The following is a 23,422-nucleotide window of genomic DNA, read 5'->3' on the forward strand; positions in this document are numbered from 1 at the left end:
AAATCGGCAGATTCACAAGAATTAACAACACTTCATACATAGACAACTGCGAAATAGGTGCATTTTGCGCTATAGCGGGTAGGCTAATAATAAGAGCAAGTAACCATACAGTTTGTTACCCAAATATCCAAGATTGGGTTCAAAGGTATTTAGTATTGAGTGAAACACCAGTAGCTGGTTACTCCAAAGGCCCACTCCGTATTGGTAATTCTGTATGGATAGGAGACTCAGTAATAATATTATCCGGAGTCAAAATAGGCGATGGAGCTGTAATAGGTGCTGGGAGTGTAGTCACAAAATCCATTCCTGACTTTGCTATCGCTGTTGGGAATCCAGCGAAAGTTATCAAATATAGGTTTTCAGAAGATATTATAAAATTACTTTCTCAAGTGGCATGGTGGAATTGGAATCTAGACAAAATTAGAAGAAATAAATTCTTTTTTGAAACTGATTTCACAGAGCTGAATTATGAACAAGCAAAAAAAGTGATTTCTGAGATTGAGGAATAAATGGGACTTCTTAACTACCTAGATTATATCTACAACCACTCACCAAGGGACACAGTTCAGTCCATAAAGATGAGGCTGAGGAAAAGTCAAGAAAGCAATAGTGAAATCGTTTTTGTTCTCTCGACTGGACGTGTAGGGTCGATGACTTTTGCAAGGTTGTTGAATCTATCACCAGATGTTTTGGTAAAGCATGAACCAAGCCCCAAATTATTTAGACTATCGAAAGCCAACTATCAATGCACATTTGAAGACTCAGAATTCTCAGAAAGTATTTTCTGGACAGTCAGGGAAGACTTGATAAACCAGGCTTTTAACTCTGGAAAAGGGTATGTCGAGACAAGCCCTCAGGCTACTTTTTTTGCACCAGTAATCAAAAAAACTATTCCATCAGTGAAGTTTATTCACCTTGTCCGCCACCCTGCCGATATTGTGACGTCCGGCATGCGTAGGAATTGGTATGGGGGACATCCTTCAGATAATACTAGAATTACGCCAAGAAGCACTGATAAGTACTGGCATGATTGGAGCTCTATGAATCAGTTGGGGAAAAATGCCTGGCTTTGGAGTGAGACCAACCGCTGGATAATGGACTTTCTCAAAGCTGTGCCTGATAACCAGCAAATAACAATTCGAGCTGAAGACTTATACAATCAAAAGTCTGATGTTATAGCTGATGTTTTTGATTTTGTCAGTGCTGGAGCCCCATCTCAGAAAAGGGTTAATAAAGTATTATCAAAAAAACATAATAAACAAACCAGAGGCGACTTCCCTCCATTTAAAAATTGGACGCCAGAAATGAAAGAACAGTTGAGAATTATATCTGGCGAGCAGGCAAAAGCTCTGGGTTATGAGATCTAATGTCTTCAGTCCTTTTTAGTGAAAAAGAAATAGTCTGGCTTACTTCCCTCCTTAAGCAGCATATATCTGACGATCTATACCTAGTAGATGGACAAAATCTTTCTATCAAACTTGGAAAAGAAACCCTGAATCTGGATTTTGATGATTTCCGTGTGTTGGCTCTACCAACTCTGCAGACTCAAAAGATTACTGGATACGATATATTTGACCTGATTTTTAAGTGCTTAACACGACAGGAAGAGTATCAATTTATTAACAAAGACACTCATGACCGCTTCCCTGCGAATGCCTCTTCTGCCTATCAAAGCCATATTCTTGAGAGACCTGTTGTGGATGAATGCTTCGAATTCATTAGACGGTCTGTCTCTCGACAATGGCCGCAACTTAAACTGAAAGAGCATAAAGCCAGAACTATTGTGACCTGTGATGTAGATAATCCTTATGAGTTTTATACATTAAGCCCACGTGCATTCATCAAAAAATTGGGTGGTGATCTGCTTAAACGGAAAAGTCCGAGCGAATTTCATCGGACTTGGCGTAATTACTGGCAGAGTGCAAAACAGGATTATTCAGCTGATCCCAATAATAATTTTGACTGGATGATGGACATCAATGAAAAGGCCGGCAATAAGATGGCCTTTTATTTCCTTGTAGACCAGTCAGTCCCCGCTTTTGATGCGCATTATAGTATTGATGAACCAAGAATCAGACAGTTGATGCGGCGAATTTATGATCGCGGACATGAAATTGGACTTCATGCTAGCTATGGAACATATAAAAACGCTGAACAAATGATAAAAGAAGCTGACAAGCTTCGACAGGTCATGGATGAAGAGGGCATCAAGCAGGATGAAATTGGTTCCCGCCAGCATTTCCTGCGTTGGTCAACGCCAGAAACAGCGAGACACCTTGAGGCCGCTGGCATTGCCTATGACACAACACTGGGTTATGCCGATCATGTCGGGTTTCGCTGTGGTACGAGCCACGAGTTCCCACTGTTTGATATTGAAAAGCAAAGAGTGCTTAACTTACGCGAAAGACCATTAATTATGATGGAAGCCTCTGTCCTAAATGCTAAGTACATGAACAAGGGATATAGTGACGACACCCTGGCCTACATGAAAGATCTGAAAAAGTGCTGCCATCAATATGGTGGAACATTCACCATGCTCTGGCACAACAGCCATTTTTTGAATGAACAAGACAAACTCTTTTATCAGGAGTTAGTTAATTCGTGAAAATTGCTTACCTAGTCGGGGAAAATTTATCAAAACACCCAGGCCTCAAACACAAAATAGAAACTCAAATACATTATTGGCGATCTGCAGGGCATGATGTTTATCAAATACACCACCACAATGGTGTTGTTATTGACCCTGATGGAAAAGAGCAACAGTACTTAGTACATGCGAATGATACAGCCTCTAAATGGCAGAGGCTGAGCCGTCTAGCTAAACAGTATCATTTTGTTGCTCGGCAACTTGAAGAAATCAAACCTGATTTAACTTACAGCCGTTATTTATTTCCTGCAAAAAACCTAAGTAAAATCAGGCAGCATGCAGGTAGGTTAATTCTGGAAGTCAATTCGGATGATCGTGCTGAGTACCTTCAAAAAAGCGTATTGACAGGTGTTGTTAACACGCTATTCAGGCACCGGGTATTGGCTAAAGCTGATGGTTTGGTTTTTGTTACTGGAGAATTAAGGGATAAGTCAGCTTTTTCTGGTTTGACCCCGCATCGGTGCGTGATTGGAAACGGTGTAGAAGTTGATTCGTTTGAGTTTTTATCAAGAACGGGGAATTCTTTACCGCAGCTGGTTTTTATCGGATCGCCAGGCCAGTCATGGCACGGCTTAGACAAAGTGGGTTTACTTGCTTCTTATTTCCCTGAATGGACTTTTAATATTATTGGTCCTAACAAAGAGGAGTGTCTCAAACAATGGAGGGCTGAGCCTGAAAATATCATTTTTCATGGTTATCTCTCTAATCTCGATGCGCAGCGAGTTGTAAAGAATATGGATGTTGGCATCTCTACACTTGCATTGCACAGAAAGAGCATGCAGGAGGCCTGTCCACTAAAGCTTCGTCAATATTTGGCTCAAGGAATTCCAGTACTCGCCGCTAGCGAAGATCCTGATATCGAGTCTGAACAGGTTTTTTATTTCAGGATTGCTAATACGGAACACAACGTTACTTCAAGCATAGATGCTATACGTACTTTCGTTGGAAATGTTTTTGCTAACTCTGATATCAGAACTTCTGCCAGGCGCTATGCCGAAGAACATTTAGCTGCATCTGAAAAAGAAGCTAAAAGATTAAAGTTCTTTGAGAGAGTATTAGCCTTATGAGGCTGGCGGTTATATCAAGCTCTGCACCATATGGTAAAGGTGAAAGTTTTGTAATAACTGAAGCTAACGCCCTATCAGAGGAAGCAGTGGATGTTTTGCTAATCCCAACACAGTTGCGTCCTGGAAACCCAAACCGGTTTCAATTACATGAGCGTGTCAGTCTTTTGGCCCAGCCATCTTTGTCATTAAGTGTTGTCTCAGCCTTTTTTTCATTGCTCATTCAATCGCCAGCTAAGGTCTTATCCTTATTCAAATTGGTCACTGATACCAATATTTGGAATACAGTCAAAAACTACTTGGTTCTGCCAAAAGCTATCTGGCTCTCAAAGCAACTAAAGCAGAGAAACATAGAGCACATCTACGCCCACTGGATGACAACTTCAGCGACACTGGCTATGGTAATAAGTCGTCTAACAGGCATTCCCTGGAGTTGCACAGCTCACAGAGGTGATATCGTTACCAATAATCTTTTGGAATTAAAATGCCAGGATGCTTCATTCGTTCGGTTTATTTCAATAAGTGGTGTTGAGTTAGCCAGAGCCAGAGCGAAGCTCAATGATTCAAAAGTAAAGATATTGCACATGGGAGTATCTGTCCCGCCTGTGACTGAGCAGCCCAAGCCAAGCTTGGTTGGTGCTTCTCGATCATTGTTTACGATACTTTGCCCGGCTAACTTGATTCCCGTGAAAGGGCACAAATATCTCATTGAGGCTATGTCAAAAATGAAACGAGCAGAAAAAGTTCGATTGCTGCTCGCTGGGGATGGTGAGTTACGTGAAAAGCTGGAGACCCAGGCAACAAAATTAGGTGTTGCTGAAAAAATAAGCTTCTTGGGCCACGTACCACATAATAACTTAATCACGATGTACGAAAATAAAGAAGTTGACTTGGTGGTATTGCCAAGTTTGGATTTAGGCAATGGTATCCATGAAGGGATTCCCGTCAGTTTGATGGAAGCGATGTCTCATCAAGTCCCTGTGATATCTACCAGGACAGGAGGTATTCCGGAGTTACTGGAGGATTCTATGACCGGCAGTGAGTTTGGTTGCTTGGTCACTGCAGGAGATAGCTCTGTGCTTGCTGAAGAGATAGACAACATGGTTGGATGTGAATCTTTTTGCAATTATTGGGCAAGATCTGGGCTGACACGTATTACTGAGAATTTTAATTTGGAAATCAACACTAAACGATTGGTTGATCTCTTATCAGATAGACGATAAGAACAAACGAGGCTATTTTTATGGCCTTTGAATCCTGATCATAACTGAGATATTTGAATAGTTTGCTAGAGAGTGAAAATGGGCATAGTGAAAAGGCTTTTCCTAAAACCCTAGATTTACATGAAGTCGTTACCCTCCCAAAATGAGAATACTAAGACCTGTGAATGCATCTAGTCACAAAGTCATTTGGATAATTAATCAGTACGGCTCACTCCCTTCAACTGGAATGGGGGGGAGGCACAGACACTTGTCCCGAGAGCTTTCAAACATAGGGCATAAGGTTACATTGATCTCTGCAAGGTGGACACATGGAACCAGAGATGAGATCGCTGCTGATAATGCCCCAGAAACTGAGGAGTTTGAGGGGTTTCAGTTCCATAGAATCAATGTACACAAATATAAGCATGCACATGATAAAAAGAGAGTTTTAAATTGGTTTGAGTTTGCCTGGAGAATCCGCAAGCTGCCGAAAAAGCTGGACGAAAAACCTGACATTATTATCTACTCATCCCCGTCTTTGATTGGTTATTTGGGTGCACACTATTTGGCAAAAAAAAATCGGGCAAAATTGATTTTTGAGGTTCGCGACATTTGGCCACTGACCTTGACACTTTTGGGGGGCTTTTCACAAAAGCATCCTTTTATTCGATTTATGCAGTGGATTGAAGACTTTGCATACAGCAAGTCTTCAAATGTTATTTCCAATCTGGAAGGAGCAGTTGAACATGCTAAGTCACGCGGCATGCTCGCCGAGAAATTTAACTGGATTCCAAATGGTTTTTCAGAATTCGAGTTGAACACGATTAAACCCGCCAGCAAGGAAATTTTAGAGTCTTTAAGACATCAGGAGTTTTCTCTTACATACACTGGTGCAATAGGTGAGGCTAACTCTTTAGACACTCTGATTGATGCAGCAGAATTATTAAAGGATTCTGCAGGTGTTCACTTCAATATTGTAGGTCGTGGTCGCTTGCAGGAAAAGCTCGAGCAAGAGGCGCGTGACAGGAACCTGAAGAATGTCCATTTTTGGGGAGCTGTAGCCAAAAACCAAGTGCAGTCAGTGCTCAGGAACTCAGATTTATGTCTGATTTGCTGGCGGGATAGCAAGCTTTATAACCACGGTATTGCTGCCAATAAACTATTTGATTACTTGTATGCTGGTAAGCCCGTTTTGAATGCGTACTCTGGCGGTTATGATCTCATTTCCCGTTACCAGTGTGGTCTTACAGTGACTGCGGAGTCGCCTCAGGCACTGGCGGAGGGTATTTTGCAATTCAAAGAGATGTCTCCCAAGTTACGAGAAAAAATAGGGCAGAACGGAAGAGAAGCCGTAATAAAAAACCATGAATATCAAAACATTGCTTTGAAGTTGAATTCAATCATATTAAATACGAGAAGTCAGGCGTGATCGGTTACAGGTCTTTTACTGCTAGAAAAGTCTTGTGGCGCACTAACGCCGGAGCATTGATGCCTCTCAGTCCTCCTGAGAATCTTGCTGAGTTTTCAGAAAGTGAAGCCGAAAACCTTTTAAAAAATAAGAAAGGCTTTTTGATACGTTGGGAAAGTGATTTTGATGAGTTGAGTATCTCACCATGGTGGCATGTGATTAAAGACAGGCCTGAAGCGATGGTGAATTTACCAAAAAAAACACGTTATTCGATTCGCAAGGCATCAGAACTATATTTCGCAAAAGCCGTTTCCCTGCAAAGAATAATTGATGATGGGTACCCTGTTTATCGGCGTTCATATGAGCGTTATGACACCCATGAACCAATGCTCAGCGAAACTGATTTTTGCGAGGCTGTACAAAACTTACCCAAACAAACTGAATGGTGGGGAATTTTTGAACGTGAAACTGACCGTTTGGTGGCATTCTCTGAGAACTATATTGAGAGTGATACGTGCTTTTTCGTTTCAATGTGGCTTGAACCTGATGCCATGAAAAAATTTGCGGGCTACTTACTGTTTCATGAAATGGAGTTGCACTACCTTGACGTCAGAGGGTTTAAGTATGTCTCAGATGGAGCAAGAAGTTTGAGCCATGATACAAATATCCATGATTTTCTCATGCGAAAGTTTAACTACAGAAAAGCTTACTCTAGACTTCACGTGGTTTACCGAAATTGGTTAGGTTTAGCGATAAAACTTGCATACCCATTTCGCAATGTCATTTATCGCCTACCCCTTAATTTATTCAGAAAAGCTAGTGTATTGCTTAGACAAGAAAGCATCAGAAGACAGAGTGAGTCAGGAGGATGACCAGATCTTCGTTTCTCGTTGGGCTTGCGCGGATAATTCAAGCCGTTCCATTGTGGGTTTTTCAATTTATTGAAAGGCCTTTTCTGGTTAAGTCGGACAGTCAAAAAGTTCAAGCTATTTTTGTGATGGCACTCCCACGGAGCGGGTCTACTGTCCTCTACCAGGCTATTAGCCATGGACTAGCAGTTCAGTACCTTTCCAATGTCTGGAATCTTTTATATCAACTTCCTTTGCTTGGAGGGCGCATCTCTGCTTGTTATGCAGCCAAGCACCGTTCAGGTTTTCAATCCAGCCATGGTTTTGTCCCTGGTATTGACGGGCCAGCTGAAGGAATGCGTTTCTGGCAGCGGTGGTTAGGCGCAGAACTATCAGATAAGAACGCAGAAAGGGGGAGCGAGAAAAAACTGCAACGGAGGGTTGCTTATTTGAGGCATGTCATAGCCTCGCTCAAGCCTGCTGGTCAACCCTTTGTATCAACATACATTGGTCATTCACTGATTCCGGATAGGGTTCACGAGGCATTCCCGGAAGCAGTACTCATTCGCCTGCGTCGTGACCCGGTGTCAAACGGTCTATCTTTATTGAAATCAATGCGAGAAAGTAGGAAAGATAGCTTTTCTGTCATCCCCAGAGAGTGTCACGATTTGAGGGGAGCCTCCCAGCATGAGTGGGTGGCTGCACAAGTTTATTGGTTGAATCGCAGACTGGATGATGCAGCATGCTCAAGCAACATGCTGAGCGTAAATTATGAAGATTTTTGTCGCAGCCCAACCAATGAGATAAAGCGTATCCATGATTGGTGTCTGAGCCAAGGGGTTGAGGTTGAGCTTAAATTTCCACTACCAGACTCTTTTACTTACAAAATGGCTGATTGTGACAATGACATTGATGCTCTGAAAATTCAGCAGGCTTTGGCTGGGTTGGAGCAAAAATATGGAAAGTTGGGGGCAACCCCATGATGTCTACAGGCCTGTCAGACAAGCAAGCTCTTGGAAAGAGGATTTTTGATTTTTTGTTAGCCAGCATGGGATTAGTTGCCTTCTGGTGGTTAATCGTCTTGGCTTGGTCTGCTGCTAGTTTGAATACGCGTAGTAATGGTTTTTTTGTCCAGAATCGCATTGGGAAGGACGGACGGCGGTTTCGCGTCTACAAAATCAAGACGATGCGACCATTGAAAGATGTCAACTCCACTGTTACTACAATTAATGACCCGCGCATTACAGGTTTGGGACGATTTTTTCGAAAGACTAAAATTGATGAGCTTCCTCAGCTTTGGAATGTATGGGTTGGTGATATGAGTTTTGTAGGTCCCAGACCCGATGTCGAGGGCTTTGCGGATCGTCTGAAGGGTGAGGAGCGTGAGATATTGACTATCCGGCCAGGCATTACCGGACCTGCCACATTGAAATATCATAATGAAGAAGCATTGCTCGCGTCGGTCGATAATCCTGAGAAATATAATGCCGAGGTTATCTGGCCGGATAAAGTGCGTATCAATCTTGAATACATCAGGCAGTGGTCTCTGAAAAAAGATATTGCCTATATCTGGAAAACGGTTTTTAAGTAATGACTCAAATATTTTCTCCCTGGCCCTCTTTCACACAGGAGGAAGCTGATGCTGTCAGTGAAGTGTTGTTGTCTAATAAGGTCAACTACTGGACAGGAACAAGGTGCCGGGAATTTGAAGCCGCTTTCGCAGAGTGGACCAGAGTGCCCCATGCTATAGCTCTGGCTAATGGTACATTGGCCCTGGACGTGGCCTTGCGAGCCTTGGGTGTAGGACCTGGCGATGAAGTGGTGGTCACATCAAGAACATTCATTGCTTCGGTGTCTAGCATTGTCTTGCTCGGTGCCAAACCTGTCTTTGCAGACGTTGACCCCGACTCACAGAACATTTCGGCTGAGAGTATTAGCGAAGTACTCTCTGATAAGACTAAAGCGATTATTTGCGTGCACCTCGCTGGGTGGCCCTGCGATATGGATGACATCATGGAGTTGGCTAGTACAAATGGCCTCAAAGTGATTGAAGATTGTGCCCAGGCGCATGGGGCAAAGTATAAAAATCAGCCAGTGGGGTCCATTGGTGATGTCGGTTGTTGGTCTTTCTGCCAAGACAAAATCATGACCACGGGCGGCGAAGGTGGCATGGTGACCACCAACTCAGAAGCACTCTGGAAAAAGATGTGGTCATTCAAAGACCATGGCAAATCTTACGATGCGATTTATAACAAATCGCACCCTCCAGGATTCAGATGGTTACATACGTCGTTTGGGACGAACTACAGGATGACCGAAATGCAGGCGGCTATCGGTCTTATCCAGTTACGGAGAATGAGTACCTGGACTGAGGCCCGTCAAAACAATGCAAAACGAATTTGGGGGACAGCATCAGAGTATCCTGTTTTTAGAGTCCCGGAAGTGCCCGAACACATTGAGCATGCTGCATACAAAGCCTATATTTTTGTCAGACCAGATGAACTTGAACAGGGATGGAGCAGAGACCGAATGATGGAAGAAATCCAGCGTCTGGGGGTGCCATGCTTTTCGGGTTCTTGTTCTGAGGTTTATCAAGAAAAAGCATTTGAAACGGGTGATTTAAGACCCACAGCGCCATTGCCTCAGGCCCAGACGCTGGGTGAGACATCTCTGATGTTCCTAGTTCATCCAACAATCACTGAGTCAGAGATTCAAAACGTCTGCGATGTCATCGGTGAGGTCGCCAAGATGGCTCAAAAAGAAAATAATCATTAACAGAGAAAAACGACTTTGGTTGATCAGAATATAGTTTGGCAACGCCACAACATCAATAGGACGAATAGAGCAGAGCAGAAGCGGCAGAAACCTTGTATTTTGTGGTTCACGGGGCTGAGCGCATCAGGGAAGTCAACTACTGCCAATGCTGTTGAAAAGAAGCTCTTCAAACTAGGCCATCATACTTATTTATTGGATGGTGATAATGTCCGTCATGGCCTGAATAAAGATTTGGGTTTCGGCGATGCCGACAGGGTAGAAAATATCCGTCGCATTGGTGAGATGTCGAAATTATTTGCCGATGCCGGTTTGATAGTCTTAAGTGCTTTCATTTCTCCCTTTCGCTCTGACAGGAAAATGGTTAGAGAACTGGTCTCTGAAGGGGAATTTGTTGAAATTCACATGGCGACGCCGCTCAGTGTTTGTGAAGAGCGCGACCCTAAGGGACTGTACAAAAAAGCTCGTCAGGGAAACATCAAAAACTTTACAGGCATAGACTCGGCCTATGAGCCACCGGAGTCCCCCGAAATTACGCTGAATACAGCTGAGTGTGATGTCGAGGCCTGTGCTGAACAGGTGATTAAATACCTGAGGGAAAAACACATTATTCACGATTAGTAGATCCTCGGGCTCCGCTCAGGATGACGAGGGTGTGGATGGCAAAGCAGGACTGTCATGCCGACCGGAATGGAGGTATCTTTTCCCGTGTTGGGAGGAGATCCTTCGGCTTCGCTCAAGATGACAGGGTGAGGTGAACGGATTCCTTGTTATCACTTTGCATCTACACGTATCAAATCTGGCTAAGGTTAAATTTCTGTTTATTAACGACTCTACTCAATGACTTATTTTGATGTTTTTAACGGCGATGCCGATGGTATTTGCTCACTGGTTCAATTGCGCTTGTCAGAGCCCAGAGAGTCACGGTTGGTGACCGGTATCAAACGGGACATCAACCTCTTACAGCGTGTAGAAGCTGGTAATGAGGATGAAGTCAGTGTGCTTGATATTTCGATGCAGAAAAATCAGGACGATCTGCGGCGGATTCTTTCCGATGGTGCCAGGGTCTTTTATGCCGATCATCACAAATCTGGTGATATTCCTGAGCATCCCAACCTGTCGGCACATATTGAGCCGTCACCGTCTGCCTGTACGGCGCTGATCGTTGATAAATATCTCAAAGGAAGGTTTCATTTGTGGGCCATCACGGCGGCTTATGGAGATAATCTGACCCTAGTAGCTGATGAATTGGCGAAACAGCAAGGTTTGAGTGAGCAACAATCATCTGCACTACAGGAACTGGGTATTTATTTGAACTATAACGGTTATGGGGCCAGTCTGGATGACCTGTTCTATCATCCTGCTGATCTTTATCGGGAATGTGTCCAGTTCAGTTCGCCTTTTGATTTTATTGAGCAGAACAAGGCCGTTTTCCAGACGTTAAAAAATGGATTTGAACAGGATGTAGCCTCGGCTAGATCGGAAACTTTATTCCATCAGACTGCCTCGGTCGGCGCACTAATGCTGCCCAACCAGACCTGGTCCAGACGTGTCAGTGGCGTCTTTAGTAATCAGTTGAGTAACGAGAATCCAGACCGGGCACATGTGATTCTGACTGAAAAAGCGGATGGGGATTATCTTGTCAGTATCCGGGCTCCGCAGAATCAACTGGAAGGGGCTGATGAAGTCGCCAGTCAGTTTGATACCGGTGGTGGGAGGAAAGGTGCGGCTGGTATCAATGCTTTACCTGAGTCTGAAATTTCAGCGCTGATTGACTTGATGGAAAAGCGTTACGGTTGATGCTTTTTAGGTACAGTGCGAGCTGGATCATTGATGGGGAAGAGATCCTTCGGCAGGCTCAGGATGACAGGATGGAGCACGCACTGGCGGTTCTGTCATGCCGACCGGCGCGGAGGCATCTTTTCCAGTGTTGGGATGAGATCCTTCGGCTCCGCTCAGGATGACAAGGTGGGGATGCATTCCCGATTCTGTCATGCCGACCGTAGCGGAGGCATCTTTGCTAGTGTTGGAATGAGGTTCTTCGGCTCCGCTCAGGATGACAGTGTGAGGAATGCAGTCGGGGTATGTCATGCCGACCGGAGTGGAGGCATCTTTCCCAGTGCTGGGATAAAATCCTTCGTGTGCACTTAGGATGACCAGAAGTGCCGACTCAAGAAGTTTGAAAAGAGCTTTTCTCATGAAGCATCATAAAGAAAAAGCGCTTCAAAGACTTGCAAACCAATTGCCGGATGCATTAGGCTGAAACCGTCGCTCAGGGTGAGCGATTTAATGGAATAATGACAAGGAGTTCATAATGTTAAAGCAAACCTTTCTGGCTGCTTTCGCAGCTTTGATGTTTTCTTTTGGCCCGGTTTTCGCGGCTGACAAAATCAATTTGAATACGGCCTCGGCGGAGCAATTGCAGATGCTTGATGGCGTGGGGCCGGCAACAGCATCGGCGATTATTGAATACCGTCAGGCGAATGAGGGCTTTGACAGTGTTCAGGAGCTCAAAAGCGTCACAGGTATTGGCGATAAGAAATTACAGAGCTTGTCTGACGATGTGACGGTCGCTGAATAGTCAGCAAAGTCATACTTATTTGAAAACGGCATGGCCGGTCAGGGCCATGCCGTTTTTTAATGGGATAAACTCTCCAGCAGGCGCGCTTTCAGCGTTTCTTCCTGCTCTTCACTGAGTGCACCATCATCCTGTGTGGTGATGAAGAACACGTCTTCCACTTGATCACCGAGGGTATTGATTTTGGCGTTGATCAGCTGAATTTCACAAGCCAGAAATACCTGAGCCACAGCAGAGACCAGGCCGGGCCGGTCATGGGTATAGAGCGACATGACGGTATGGTTCTGCTGGGTATTGATATCAAACTCGATATTGGGCTGGGTTTTAAACAGCTTCATCGTGCGCGGCGTGATGACCGGGCAGTAGGGCTTGATATCACCGGTTTTAGCCAGTTGCCGCCTGAGGGCACTGATAATTTCACCGGATTCCAGCGTTTCACCATTAACGATGAACGTGTTTAACGCATCCTGCTCGCTGGTGACATTGATTTTAGCGTCCAGCACATTGAGCTGGCACTGCTCCAGCGATGAGGTGATAGCGGCGAAGATACCTGGACGATCCTTGCCGACAATGAAAATCTCCAGCGTCTGCTTGTCATTGTGGGTACGCAGGGCAATCAGCGGATCTTCACCGGCATGATCGAGCCTTTGCTCCGTTTGCCAGATCAGTTCATCGACCGAGTGGCGCAGGAAATATTCCAGATCATAGGCTTGCCATAGATGGCTGATGTCCTGCTGGTGACGGCCTCTGTCCAGCAATTGCTGCATCGCTTCCTGGTATTTTTTATAACTTTTTTCGCGGGTGCTCTTGGCCTGCGCCTCGGTGTGTTCAATCCACTGGCGGGTACTGTGATAGAGCTGTTTGAGCAAAGAGTCACGCCAGCCATTCCAGAGGTTATTGTTGGTAGCCCGAATATCGGCCACGGTAAGCAGGTAAAGATAATTCAACCTGTCGGTGGTTTGCACCAGTTCGGCAAATTTTCTGATCACATCCGGGTCTTCCAGATCTTTTTTCTGGGCTGTTGCTGACATGGCCAGGTGCTGACGGACCAGGAAGCAGATGAGGTTCGTATCATGCGAGCTCAGGCTGTGACGCTGACAGAAGGCGGTGGCATCAACCACGCCCAGCACGCTGTGGTCGCCGCCACGACCCTTGGCGATATCATGATAGATACCGGCAATATAGAGCAGTTCCGGCTTGGGCAACTGGTAGAAGATTTCCGAACAGAGCGGAAACTCATCCTTGAACTCTTCACAGGAAAAACGGCGCAGGTTGCCGACCAGAAACAAAGTGTGCTCATCGACGGTGTAGATATGAAACAGATCATGTTGCATCTGGCCGACAATGCGGCCGAACTCGGGCAGATAAGCGCCCAGTACATCGAGTTCATTCATGCGCCGGAATTCATGGGTCACGCCTTTGGGCTGGCGGATGATTTCCATAAACAGGCTGCGGTTACGCAGATCCCGGCGAAACTTGTCATCGATCAGGTGCAAATGCGCATGAATCTGCCGAATGGTAGCGGCGCGTACTCCCTTGAGCTGAGGATTTTGCTGCAACAGCAGAAACACTTCCAGCAGGGCATAGGGGTAATAGGCGAAAATGCCCGGATTAATCGTTTCCAGATAGCCGTTATGTGACTGAAATCGACGGTTGATAACGCGGATATCGCGGTCTTCATCGGCCAGGATGATGGTCTCTTCAAACAATTGCAGCAAGAGACTGTTCATCTGACTGACCGAGCGGGCGCAGCGGTAATAATCTTTCATGAACTTTTCTACCGCCAGCCGGGAGTCACTATCTTTGTAACCCAGTTGCTTGGCCAGTTCGCGCTGATGGTCGATCATCAGCTTTTCCTGTTTACGACCGGCCAGATGATGCAGCGCAAAGCGCACGGTCCACAGGAACTCCTGGCCACTGAGCAGGGTTTCGTATTCGCTGTTGGCGAGAAAGCCTTTTTGCCTCAGGCCTTCCAGGTCAATCACATCAAAGTGCTGCTGGGCGACCCAGTTAACTACCTGAATATCACGCAGGCCACCCGGTGACTCTTTCAAGTTGGGTTCGAGGTTATTAGCGGTGTCGTTATACTTCTGATGCCGCTCTACCTGTTCCTGGCGCTTGAGTTCAAAAAAGCGGCGGGTGTCCCAGGTTTTGTTGGTGACCGTCAGGTTCTGCAGGGATTCAAACAGGCTTTCGTGGCCACAAAGATAACGCGCTTCCAGCAGGTTGGTGGCAATGGTAATGTCTTCTTCGGCCTGTTGCCGGCATTCCTGGATGGTTCTGACACTGTGGCCGATTTCCAGTCCCACATCCCATAGCTGCGTCAGAAAGTCCGACAAGGACTGCGGCGGTGCTTCGGACACCGATTCATCCAGCAGGATCAGCAAATCCACATCGGAGTAGGGATGCAGTTCCCCCCGGCCGTAACCACCGACCGCAACCAGACTGACCGGGGTATCGTCATCAATATACTGTTGCCAGATCTGCTGCAGGATCTCATCGACAAAATCCGAGCGCTGGTGGACCAGTTCAATGACCGGCTCGCCCTGTTCGAACAGTTGTTTGAGATGTTCCTGGCTCTGTTTCAGTGCCTGCCGGCACATGGCACTGTTGACCTCGGCATCCGGTGGCATTACCAGGTTGCCGACTTCCCAGATAGAAATGGCTTGTTGAGACATTAAATGACCTGACTCAGATGTCGTCTTCTTCGCTGCGTTGGGTCAACACTTCATGGCCGTTTTCGGTGACGAGAATAGTGTGTTCCCACTGGGCCGACAGCGAGCGGTCTTTGGTTACCACCGTCCAGCCATCGGGTAATTGTCTGACATGACGCTTACCGGCATTAATCATCGGTTCAATGGTGAAAGTCATGCCTTCTTTGAGCTCCATTCCGGTGCCGGGCGTGCCATAGTGCAGTACCTGAGGCTCTTCGTGGAATACGGTTCCGATACCGTGACCGCAGTATTCACGCACCACCGAAAAATTCTCATTCTCGGCATGCTGCTGGATAGCGTGGCCGATATCCCCCAGACGCACGCCGGGTTTGACCATATCGATGCCAACCAGCATGGATTCCCGGGCGACACGACACAGCCGTTCAGCCAGGATCGAGGTTTTACCAACATGGAACATCTTACTGGTGTCGCCGTGGTAACCATCTTTGATAACGGTCACATCTATATTAATGATGTCGCCGTCCTTGAGCTTTTTCTCACCGGGGATACCGTGACAAATCACATGGTTGACCGAGGTACAGACTGACTTGGGAAAACCATGGTAGTTCAAAGGCGCCGGCACCGCTTTCTGCTCGTTGACGATGTAGTCGTGACAGATCTGGTTCAGTTCATCGGTGGTGATACCGGCTTTGACGTGCGGCGTGATCATCATCAGCACATCGGCGGCCAACTGGCCGGCAACGCGCATTTTTTCTATTTCATCTGCAGTTTTAATGCTGACTGCCATCTAAATTCCCGCTTGGTTTGAGGTTGGACGTATTCATTGCTAAGCCTATAGTGTGCCGCAAATCACGGTAGCTAACCAGTGAAGCTTTAATGACTTGATGATTCGGCTTTGTTTTAGATTGCAATTGTGGAATAATATGCGCGCCCCTGAGAGGGCAAAATCACACATGTGCCGACACAGTTGTCGGGGTGCTGTCGAAAGGCTCGAACAGTCGACAACTGGGGTACATGGAGGCTAAACCCCGTATTTAATAGGTATAAACATGGCTAAAACAACTATGCGCCAAATGCTTGAAGCAGGCGTACACTTCGGTCACCAGACCCGCTACTGGAATCCAAAAATGGGTCCTTACATTTTTGGTAAGCGTAACAACATTCATATCATTAACCTGGAAGAGAGTCTGCCTCTGTTCAACGACGCGTTGAACTACGTGAGCAAACTGGCTTCACAGAAAGGTCGCATCCTGTTTGTCGGCACCAAGCGTGCAGCACAGGACCCCATCCGTGATGACGCAGAACGTGCAGGTATGCCGTTCGTAAACCGTCGCTGGTTGGGCGGTATGCTGACCAACTACCAGACCGTACGTCAGTCAATCAAACGTCTGGAAGCGATTCAGGAAATGATCGAGTCAGGCAAAACTGAAGGTCTGAAAAAGAAAGAAGTCCTGGACCTGACCCGCGAAAAAGACAAGCTGGAAAAAAGCATCGGCGGTATTCAGAAAATGGGTGGTCTGCCTGATGCGATGTTCGTCATCGACGTCGATCACGAACGCATCGCGGTTAAAGAAGCCAAGAAGCTGGGTATCCCGGTTATTGCCGTGGTCGACAGCAACAGCGACCCAGACGGTATCGACTATGTGATTCCGGGTAACGACGACTCCATGCGTGCGATTCGTCTTTACACTGCGAACATGGCAGATGCCATTCTGGAAGGTCGTGCTTCCGTAACCACCGCAGATGCCGGTGAAGAATTTGTAGAAGTTGCTGAAGAAAGTGCTGAACAAGCCAGCGAGTAATCTCTACTGACAGAAGCAGCAGGCTCGCCCATCAGGGCGGGCCTGTGTTGTATATGTGGCCCGGATTTGCCGGGTTGTCATAAAAACATACAGATTTGAAAGGTTAGAACAATGGCAATTACTGCAGCTTTAGTAAAAGAACTGCGTGAGCGTACCGGCTCAGGCATGATGGAGTGCAAGAAAGCACTGGTTGAAGCCGACGGTGATATCGAACTGGCGGTGGAAGAAATGCGTAAAGCCGGCCTGGCAAAAGCCGACAAAAAAGCGGACCGCGTTGCCGCGGAAGGCCTGATCGCGATTGAAGTCAGCCAAGATGGTAAAAACGCCATCATGCTGGAAGTGAACTCTGAAACTGACTTTGTGGCCAAGGCTGATGATTTCGTCAACTTCGTCAACGAAGTAGCGCAGAAAGCACTGGCAGAACAACCAGCTGATCTCGACACCCTGAAAGACATTACCCTGGATTCAGGTGAAACCGTGGAAACCAAGCGTCAGGCGCTGGTGGCTAAAATCGGTGAAAACATCCAGGTACGTCGTTTTACCACCCTGTCTACAGATGATGGCCTGATCGGTTTCTACCGCCACGGCGATCGTATCGGCACCATGGTTAGCGTCAAAGCGGGTAACGAAGACCTGGCCCGTGACCTGGCAATGCATGTGGCTGCCAGCCGTCCGCAAGCCGTTTCTCCGGCGGATCTGCCTCAGGAACTGCTGGATAAAGAGCGTGATATTGTCGCGACTCAGGCCAAAGACAGTGGCAAACCTGACAACATCATTGAAAAAATGATCGAAGGCCGTATGGCGAAGTTCGTCAACGAAATCAGCCTGCTGGGTCAGTCATTCGTCAAAGATCCGGATCTGACAGTTGAGAAGCTGGTTAAACAAGCCGGTGCAGAAGTAGAAAACTTTGCTTTCTACGAAGTCGGTGAAGGTATTGAGAAAGCCGAAGACAACTTTGCTGAAGAAGTAATGGCGCAAGCCAGAGGGGAGTAATTAATGAGCGAAGCGGGAAATCAGCCAGTCTACAAGCGTGTATTGCTCAAACTGAGTGGCGAAGCTTTAATGGGCGATGCCGAATACGGCATTCAACCAGAAGTGATTTCCCGGTTTGCCAATGAGATCTCTGAGCTCAACGCCCAAGGCGTTGAGCTCGGCATCGTCATCGGTGGCGGTAATATTTTCCGGGGTGCCGGCTTGGCTGCCAGTGGCATGGATCGCGTCAGTGGCGATCATATGGGCATGCTGGCGACCGTGATGAATGCCCTGGCGCTGCAGGATGCACTGGAGCGCAACGGTACCTTCTGCCGGGTGATGTCGGCGATTCGTATTCATGAAGTCTGCGAAGACTATCTGCGTCGCCGGGCGATTCGTCACCTGGAAAAAGGCCGGGTGGTGATCTTTGCTGCCGGTACCGGCAATCCGTTTTTCACCACAGATTCTGCAGCCAGTCTGCGAGCGGTGGAAGTCGGTGCCGAACTGATGCTGAAAGCCACTCAGGTAGACGGCGTTTACAACGATGATCCCCGGACCAACCCCGATGCGGTTCGCTACAACGAACTGAGCTACGATGAAGTGATCAATAATCGCCTGGCGGTCATGGACACCACAGCCGTGGTCATGTGCCAGGAACAGAAAATTCCCCTGCGCGTGTTTGACGTGCACAAAAAAGGTAATCTAACCAAGATTATCTACGGTGAAGATGTTGGAACTCTGGTGAAATAGGACGGACCATGATTGAAGAAATTAAAAAAGACGCCCAAGACCGGATGCAGAAAAGCGTAGCCGCGCTGGGTTCACAAATGGCTAAAATCCGCGCCGGACGTGCACACACAAGCCTGCTTGATCACCTTCAGGTGTCTTATTATGGCTCTGATGTGCCGCTCAATCAGGTTGGCAATGTTGGTGTAGAAGATTCCCGTACCCTGGTGGTGACACCTTGGGAAAAAGACATGGTGCCGGTGATTGAAAAGGCGATAATGAGCTCCGATCTGGGTGTCAACCCGATGAGTGCTGGCATGACCATCCGCATTCCGATTCCACCGCTGACCGAAGAACGTCGCCGTGACTTGGTCAAGGTGGCCAAAGCCGAAGCCGAGAATGCCCGCGTTGCTGTGCGTAATATCCGTCGTGATGCCAACAGCACGCTCAAAGACCTGCTAAAGGAAAAAGAAATTTCAGAAGATGAACAGCGCGGTGCCGAGGAGGAAATCCAGAAGCTCACCGATGCCACCATCAAGGAAATTGATCATATCCTGAATGATAAAGAAGCGGATCTGATGGAAGTGTAACCGCCCGGTTGCACTTTCTCATTCCCACGCTCGTATGAGTGACCCGGCAGTTAATATTCCGAAGCATATTGCCATTATCATGGATGGCAACGGACGCTGGGCCAAGCAGCGTTTACAACCCCGATTCATGGGGCACAGAGCCGGCGTTAAGGCGGTCGAAGGTATCGTTAAACGCTGTGCTGAGCTGGGTGTCGAGGTGCTCAGCCTGTTTGCTTTCAGCAGTGAAAACTGGCGGCGGCCGGGTAAAGAAGTCTCACTGTTGATGGAGCTGTTCAGCCACGCCCTCAGCAACCAGGTAAAAAAACTCCACGAGAACAATATCAAACTGCAGGTCATTGGCGATTTAGAGCGTTTCTCTGATGCTTTGCGTCAACAGATTGAACAGGCGCAGCGCCTGACCGAAGACAATACCGGACTGACCCTCAATATTGCCGCAAACTACGGCGGTCGCTGGGATATTACCCAGTCAGTCCGACAACTGGCACAGCAGGTCGCCAAGGGTGAACTGGCTGCTGATGCCATCACTGAACAGTCCATTAATGAGCATCTGACCACGGCGGCCATCGCTGAACCGGATTTATTTATCCGCACCGGTGGCGAACAGCGCGTCAGTAACTTCCTGCTCTGGCAAATGGCTTACACTGAATTTTACTTTACAGATGTGCTGTGGCCGGAGTTTGATGCCAAACAACTGGATCGCGCTATCGCCTCATTCTCGCAGCGTGAGCGCCGCTTCGGCCGCACTTCAGAACAATTGCAGGACAAATCTAATGCTTAAGCAGCGCTTGATTACCGCGGCGATTCTGGTGCCGCTGGTTGTCTGGGCCATCCTGGCTTTACCGAGTCAGCTGGTGTTGATGCTGTTTGCCGCTGTGGCCTTACTGGCCGGCTGGGAATGGCTGCAGTTGATGGATATCAAAACTACCCCTGCAAAGCTGGGACTGCTGGCGCTGGCTTTTGCAACAGGGTGGACCAGTCTGGCTTTTTTACCCTTTGCGGTGATTTTGTTTAGCACAGTGATGATCTGGTTACTGGCTACCCTGGTTGTGGTGTTCTATGCTGCCAAACCGCTTGCCGGCAGTCTTTCACAGCTATTTAAACATCCTCTGTTTGGCTTTTTTGCCATGCTGTTGATTCTGACTGGATTTGTTGCCAGCGCCGGCTATCTGCACAGTAATTGGGAGCAGGGGCCGGCATTGTTGCTATTTGTGATGGTCACAGTGTGGTTGGCGGATACCGGTGGTTATTTTGCCGGTAAGCGCTTTGGTAAACACAAGCTGGCCGTGGCTATCAGCCCCAATAAAACCTGGGAAGGTGTGATTGGCGCCCAGTTGCTGGCGCTGCTTTGGGCTGTGGGTTTTTATTTCTTTGTTGGTGGCCTGAGTCACAGTTTCATTAGCTGGCTGTTGCTGACCGTCTTTATCGTGATGGTCTCGGTGGTGGGGGACTTGCTGGAGAGCGTCTTCAAGCGCTGTTATCACAAAAAAGACAGTGGCCAGTTACTGCCTGGTCACGGTGGCATCCTGGATCGGGTTGATAGTCTGCTGGCCGCTTTACCGGTGTTCACGGTTAGTCTGCTGGCGGGGGCGGGGCTCTGAATGAAAGCCGTCACTATACTGGGCTCAACCGGTTCGATTGGGGTTAGCACCCTGGATGTGCTGTCGCGCCATCCCGATAAGTTCAGTGTCTATGCGCTGACGGCCAATGGTTCAGTCGATACCATGTTTGAACAGTGTCAGCTGCACCAACCGGTGATTGCCGTGATGCTGGAAACTAATGCGGCAGAGCAACTGCAACACAAACTCACAGAGGCCGGCAGCCAGACCCAAGTTCTGTCAGGTGAGGCGGCTTTAGAGCAGGTCGCGGCCAGTGCTGACACTGATTATGTAGTAGCAGCGATTGTGGGCGCAGCCGGTCTGATGCCGACCCTGGCAGCGGCCCGTGCCGGTAAGCGCATTCTGCTGGCAAATAAAGAAGCACTGGTCATGAGCGGCGCCTTATTTATGCATGAAGTGCAGCAGAATAAGGCTACGCTGTTACCGGTCGACAGTGAACACAATGCCATCTGGCAGTGCATGCCGGTTGCCGGCGAGCAGCGTTATAACTTTAATGACAAGGGCATTCGAAAGATCATTCTGACCGCCTCTGGTGGCCCGTTTCGTGATGCCGACCTGTCGACACTGGAAGATGTGACCCCCGAGCAGGCTGTAGCGCATCCCAACTGGTCGATGGGACAGAAAATATCGGTCGATTCGGCAACGATGATGAACAAAGGGCTGGAAGTCATTGAAGCCCACTGGCTGTTTGGTCTGCAAAGTGATCAGATTGATGTCGTGTTGCACCGCCAGAGTATTATTCATTCCATGGTTGATTATGATGATGGCAGCGTGCTGGCACAGATGGGCAACCCCGATATGCGTACACCGATTGCTAATACCCTGGCCTGGCCTGAGCGCATCGATTCCGGTGTTGCGCCACTGGATCTGGTGCAGGCGGGCAGGCTGGATTTCAGCGAAGCCGACTTTGAACGTTTTCCTTGTTTGAGACTCGCCTATCAGGCGCTGGATGCGGGTGGCACCAGTACCGCTATTTTAAATGCAGCCAATGAAGTAGCCGTTGCTGCCTTCCTGCAACGGCAGATCCGCTTCACTGATATTGCCCGGGTCATAGAACAGGTGCTCAATGAGGTGGCGGCAAATGATGCAGGCAGTCTGCAGCAAATCCTGGCAGACGATGCGGCGGCCCGCCGTCATGCGGAGGCATTAACGCGCTGATGCAATCTTTATTCTTTTTTATTGTTGCGCTGGCCTTGCTGATTGTTATTCATGAGTATGGTCACTTTTGGGTGGCTCGCCGCTGTGGTGTCAAAGTGCTGCGGTTTTCAGTTGGCTTTGGCAAACCCCTATGGCGTCGTCCGGGTAAGGATGGTACCGAATTTGTTATTGCACCATTCCCACTGGGTGGCTATGTAAAAATGCTCGATGAGCGTGAGGGGGATGTGCCTGAGCATGAGTTGCACAGAGCGTTCAACCGCCAGTCGCTGTGGAAACGAATAGCGATTGTGTTAGCCGGTCCGGTAGCCAACCTGCTGTTTGCGATTGTGGCTTACTGGTTCCTGCTGGTCAGCGGCATACCGGGTATCAAGCCAGTTGTCGGAGAGGTGGCACCGGCATCGATTGCAGCTGAGGCGGGGCTGCTGGCGGGGGATGAAATCCTGCAAGTGGATGGCCATGATACGCCCACCTGGAATGCAACGTTCAAAGCCCTGATGCTTCATGCCGAACGGGGAGAGCAGACACAAATCACTGTGGCCTCGGGGGGCAGTGAACTGAGCCATCTGCTGATGGTGCCAAAACTGGGGATCGATCAGGCTGGTCAGTTACTGAGCCGTCTGGGTATCAGTCCACTGCGGCCTGATATAAAGCCGGTTATCGGTGAAGTCGTGGCAGACTCGCCTGCAGAGAAGGCAGGGCTGATACCGGGTGACCGCTTATTGTCAGCCGATGGCGCACAAATTGATAACTGGAATAACTGGGTCGCCTTAATTCAAGACAGTGCAGGTAAAACACTGACCATCGAAATAAGCCGAAACGGAGAAAAGCAGGGTCTGCAATTGACACCGCAAGCGACTGACAACGGTCAGGGTCGTATCGGTGCCGGTGTTGATAGCGAGCTCAGCCAGCTACCCGAAGAATTGCAAGCTGAACTGCGTTACGGCCCGCTTGAGGCAGTGCCGCAGGCTCTGGTTCAGACCTGGCAATTTACCAGTTCGACCATGAAAAGCCTGTGGGGCATGCTGACTGGCGAGGTGTCGACAGACAACCTGGGCGGTCCCATCAGCATTGCCCAGATAGCCGGAAGTTCGGCCGAGCAGGGGCTGATCAGTTTTGTCAGCTTCCTGGCCATGATCAGCATCACGCTGGGTATTCTGAATCTGCTGCCCATCCCGATGCTGGATGGCGGGCATTTGGCGATGTTTCTAATCGAGGCAGTGCGGGGCAAACCGCTATCTGAAGAAACGCAGGTGAAAGGGCAGCAAATCGGCCTGTTTTTGCTGCTGATGCTGATGTTTTTAGCCTTTTTCAATGATTTATCACGACTGTTTGGATAATGTCGCCTTTGCAGGTACACTTACCAC

At 48.1% G+C, this 23,422-nt stretch carries 23 protein-coding genes and 1 pseudogene; 21 read left to right on the forward strand and 3 right to left on the reverse strand.

Going from position 1 to position 23,422, the window contains the following annotated elements:
• Positions 1 to 200: 200 nt before the first annotated feature.
• The 12 genes and pseudogenes from Q0X64_RS10735 to Q0X64_RS10790 form a co-directional block, all read left to right on the forward strand.
• A pseudogene (locus tag Q0X64_RS10735) lies at positions 201 to 425 on the forward strand (DapH/DapD/GlmU-related protein); the annotation flags it as partial.
• Between the two features lie 153 nt (positions 426 to 578).
• A complete protein-coding gene (locus Q0X64_RS10740) occupies positions 579 to 1,367 on the forward strand; it encodes a sulfotransferase (RefSeq protein WP_297813277.1) in 789 nt (262 codons plus the stop codon).
• Entirely contained in the window at positions 1,367 to 2,605 is a 1,239-nt protein-coding gene (locus tag Q0X64_RS10745) for a polysaccharide deacetylase family protein (protein WP_297812638.1), read from the forward strand. Before Q0X64_RS10740 ends, Q0X64_RS10745 begins: the two co-directional genes overlap by 1 nt.
• Positions 2,602 to 3,714 carry a glycosyltransferase gene (locus Q0X64_RS10750; RefSeq protein ID WP_297812640.1) on the forward strand — a complete coding sequence of 371 codons (1,113 nt, stop codon included), beginning with the start codon at positions 2,602 to 2,604 and terminating at the stop codon, positions 3,712 to 3,714. The genes Q0X64_RS10745 and Q0X64_RS10750 overlap by 4 nt, the downstream gene beginning before the upstream one ends.
• Entirely contained in the window at positions 3,711 to 4,934 is a 1,224-nt protein-coding gene (locus tag Q0X64_RS10755; protein ID WP_297812643.1) for a glycosyltransferase, read from the forward strand. Before Q0X64_RS10750 ends, Q0X64_RS10755 begins: the two co-directional genes overlap by 4 nt.
• Before the next feature lie 226 nt (positions 4,935 to 5,160).
• Positions 5,161 to 6,342: a glycosyltransferase family 4 protein gene (locus Q0X64_RS10760; protein ID WP_297813280.1), complete on the forward strand. Its 1,182-nt coding sequence runs from the start codon at positions 5,161 to 5,163 to the stop codon at positions 6,340 to 6,342.
• 59 nt (positions 6,343 to 6,401) lie between these two features.
• On the forward strand, positions 6,402 to 7,193 hold the full coding sequence (locus Q0X64_RS10765; RefSeq protein WP_297812646.1) for a hypothetical protein: 792 nt from the start codon (positions 6,402 to 6,404) through the stop codon (positions 7,191 to 7,193).
• Entirely contained in the window at positions 7,190 to 8,152 is a 963-nt protein-coding gene (locus Q0X64_RS10770; RefSeq protein WP_297812648.1) for a sulfotransferase, read from the forward strand. Before Q0X64_RS10765 ends, Q0X64_RS10770 begins: the two co-directional genes overlap by 4 nt.
• The gene (locus Q0X64_RS10775; protein ID WP_297812651.1) at positions 8,149 to 8,760 is read left to right on the forward strand and encodes a sugar transferase; all 612 of its coding nucleotides are present in this window, start codon (positions 8,149 to 8,151) and stop codon (positions 8,758 to 8,760) included. The genes Q0X64_RS10770 and Q0X64_RS10775 overlap by 4 nt, the downstream gene beginning before the upstream one ends.
• Positions 8,760 to 9,944, forward strand: a complete 1,185-nt coding sequence (locus Q0X64_RS10780; protein ID WP_297812654.1) for a DegT/DnrJ/EryC1/StrS aminotransferase family protein — start codon at positions 8,760 to 8,762, stop codon at positions 9,942 to 9,944. Before Q0X64_RS10775 ends, Q0X64_RS10780 begins: the two co-directional genes overlap by 1 nt.
• Positions 9,945 to 9,959: 15 nt before the next feature.
• Positions 9,960 to 10,562, forward strand: coding sequence for an adenylyl-sulfate kinase (gene cysC / locus Q0X64_RS10785; protein WP_297812656.1), 603 nt, complete (start codon positions 9,960 to 9,962; stop codon positions 10,560 to 10,562).
• Between the two features lie 219 nt (positions 10,563 to 10,781).
• Positions 10,782 to 11,741 carry a DHH family phosphoesterase gene (locus tag Q0X64_RS10790; protein WP_297812659.1) on the forward strand — a complete coding sequence of 320 codons (960 nt, stop codon included), beginning with the start codon at positions 10,782 to 10,784 and terminating at the stop codon, positions 11,739 to 11,741.
• A 27-nt stretch (positions 11,742 to 11,768) separates the two neighbouring features.
• Here Q0X64_RS10790 and Q0X64_RS10795 read toward each other — a convergent pair whose 3' ends face one another.
• Complete coding sequence (locus Q0X64_RS10795) at positions 11,769 to 12,140, reverse strand: hypothetical protein (RefSeq protein ID WP_297812662.1); 372 nt, start codon at positions 12,138 to 12,140, stop codon at positions 11,769 to 11,771.
• Between the two features lie 115 nt (positions 12,141 to 12,255).
• Between Q0X64_RS10795 and Q0X64_RS10800 the strand changes: the two genes are divergently transcribed.
• Entirely contained in the window at positions 12,256 to 12,522 is a 267-nt protein-coding gene (locus Q0X64_RS10800) for a helix-hairpin-helix domain-containing protein (protein ID WP_297812664.1), read from the forward strand.
• Between the two features lie 56 nt (positions 12,523 to 12,578).
• Here Q0X64_RS10800 and glnD read toward each other — a convergent pair whose 3' ends face one another.
• Complete coding sequence (gene glnD, locus Q0X64_RS10805) at positions 12,579 to 15,197, reverse strand: [protein-PII] uridylyltransferase (protein WP_297812667.1); 2,619 nt, start codon at positions 15,195 to 15,197, stop codon at positions 12,579 to 12,581.
• A gap of 13 nt (positions 15,198 to 15,210) precedes the next feature.
• The gene (gene map, locus Q0X64_RS10810) at positions 15,211 to 15,981 is read right to left on the reverse strand and encodes a type I methionyl aminopeptidase (protein WP_297812670.1); all 771 of its coding nucleotides are present in this window, start codon (positions 15,979 to 15,981) and stop codon (positions 15,211 to 15,213) included.
• A gap of 262 nt (positions 15,982 to 16,243) precedes the next feature.
• Between map and rpsB the strand changes: the two genes are divergently transcribed.
• From rpsB to rseP, 8 genes are all read left to right on the forward strand, one after another.
• A complete protein-coding gene (gene rpsB / locus Q0X64_RS10815; protein ID WP_297812673.1) occupies positions 16,244 to 16,996 on the forward strand; it encodes a 30S ribosomal protein S2 in 753 nt (250 codons plus the stop codon).
• 111 nt (positions 16,997 to 17,107) lie between these two features.
• Positions 17,108 to 17,989, forward strand: coding sequence for a translation elongation factor Ts (gene tsf, locus Q0X64_RS10820; RefSeq protein WP_297812676.1), 882 nt, complete (start codon positions 17,108 to 17,110; stop codon positions 17,987 to 17,989).
• A 3-nt stretch (positions 17,990 to 17,992) separates the two neighbouring features.
• Positions 17,993 to 18,718 carry a UMP kinase gene (pyrH, locus tag Q0X64_RS10825; RefSeq protein WP_297812678.1) on the forward strand — a complete coding sequence of 242 codons (726 nt, stop codon included), beginning with the start codon at positions 17,993 to 17,995 and terminating at the stop codon, positions 18,716 to 18,718.
• An 8-nt stretch (positions 18,719 to 18,726) separates the two neighbouring features.
• Complete coding sequence (gene frr, locus Q0X64_RS10830) at positions 18,727 to 19,284, forward strand: ribosome recycling factor (protein ID WP_297812681.1); 558 nt, start codon at positions 18,727 to 18,729, stop codon at positions 19,282 to 19,284.
• Positions 19,285 to 19,318: 34 nt separating this feature from the next.
• Positions 19,319 to 20,062 (forward strand): isoprenyl transferase, encoded by a 744-nt coding sequence (locus tag Q0X64_RS10835; RefSeq protein WP_297812684.1) that lies wholly within the window; start codon positions 19,319 to 19,321, stop codon positions 20,060 to 20,062.
• Positions 20,055 to 20,882: a phosphatidate cytidylyltransferase gene (locus Q0X64_RS10840; protein ID WP_297812687.1), complete on the forward strand. Its 828-nt coding sequence runs from the start codon at positions 20,055 to 20,057 to the stop codon at positions 20,880 to 20,882. Before Q0X64_RS10835 ends, Q0X64_RS10840 begins: the two co-directional genes overlap by 8 nt.
• Positions 20,883 to 22,058, forward strand: coding sequence for a 1-deoxy-D-xylulose-5-phosphate reductoisomerase (ispC, locus tag Q0X64_RS10845; RefSeq protein ID WP_297812690.1), 1,176 nt, complete (start codon positions 20,883 to 20,885; stop codon positions 22,056 to 22,058).
• Entirely contained in the window at positions 22,058 to 23,395 is a 1,338-nt protein-coding gene (gene rseP / locus Q0X64_RS10850; RefSeq protein ID WP_297812692.1) for an RIP metalloprotease RseP, read from the forward strand. Before ispC ends, rseP begins: the two co-directional genes overlap by 1 nt.
• The last annotated feature ends 27 nt before the right edge of the window (positions 23,396 to 23,422 follow it).

It is taken from the genome of uncultured Methylophaga sp. (genome assembly GCF_947259025.1).
In the GTDB taxonomy this organism is placed as follows: Bacteria; Pseudomonadota; Gammaproteobacteria; order Nitrosococcales; family Methylophagaceae; genus Methylophaga.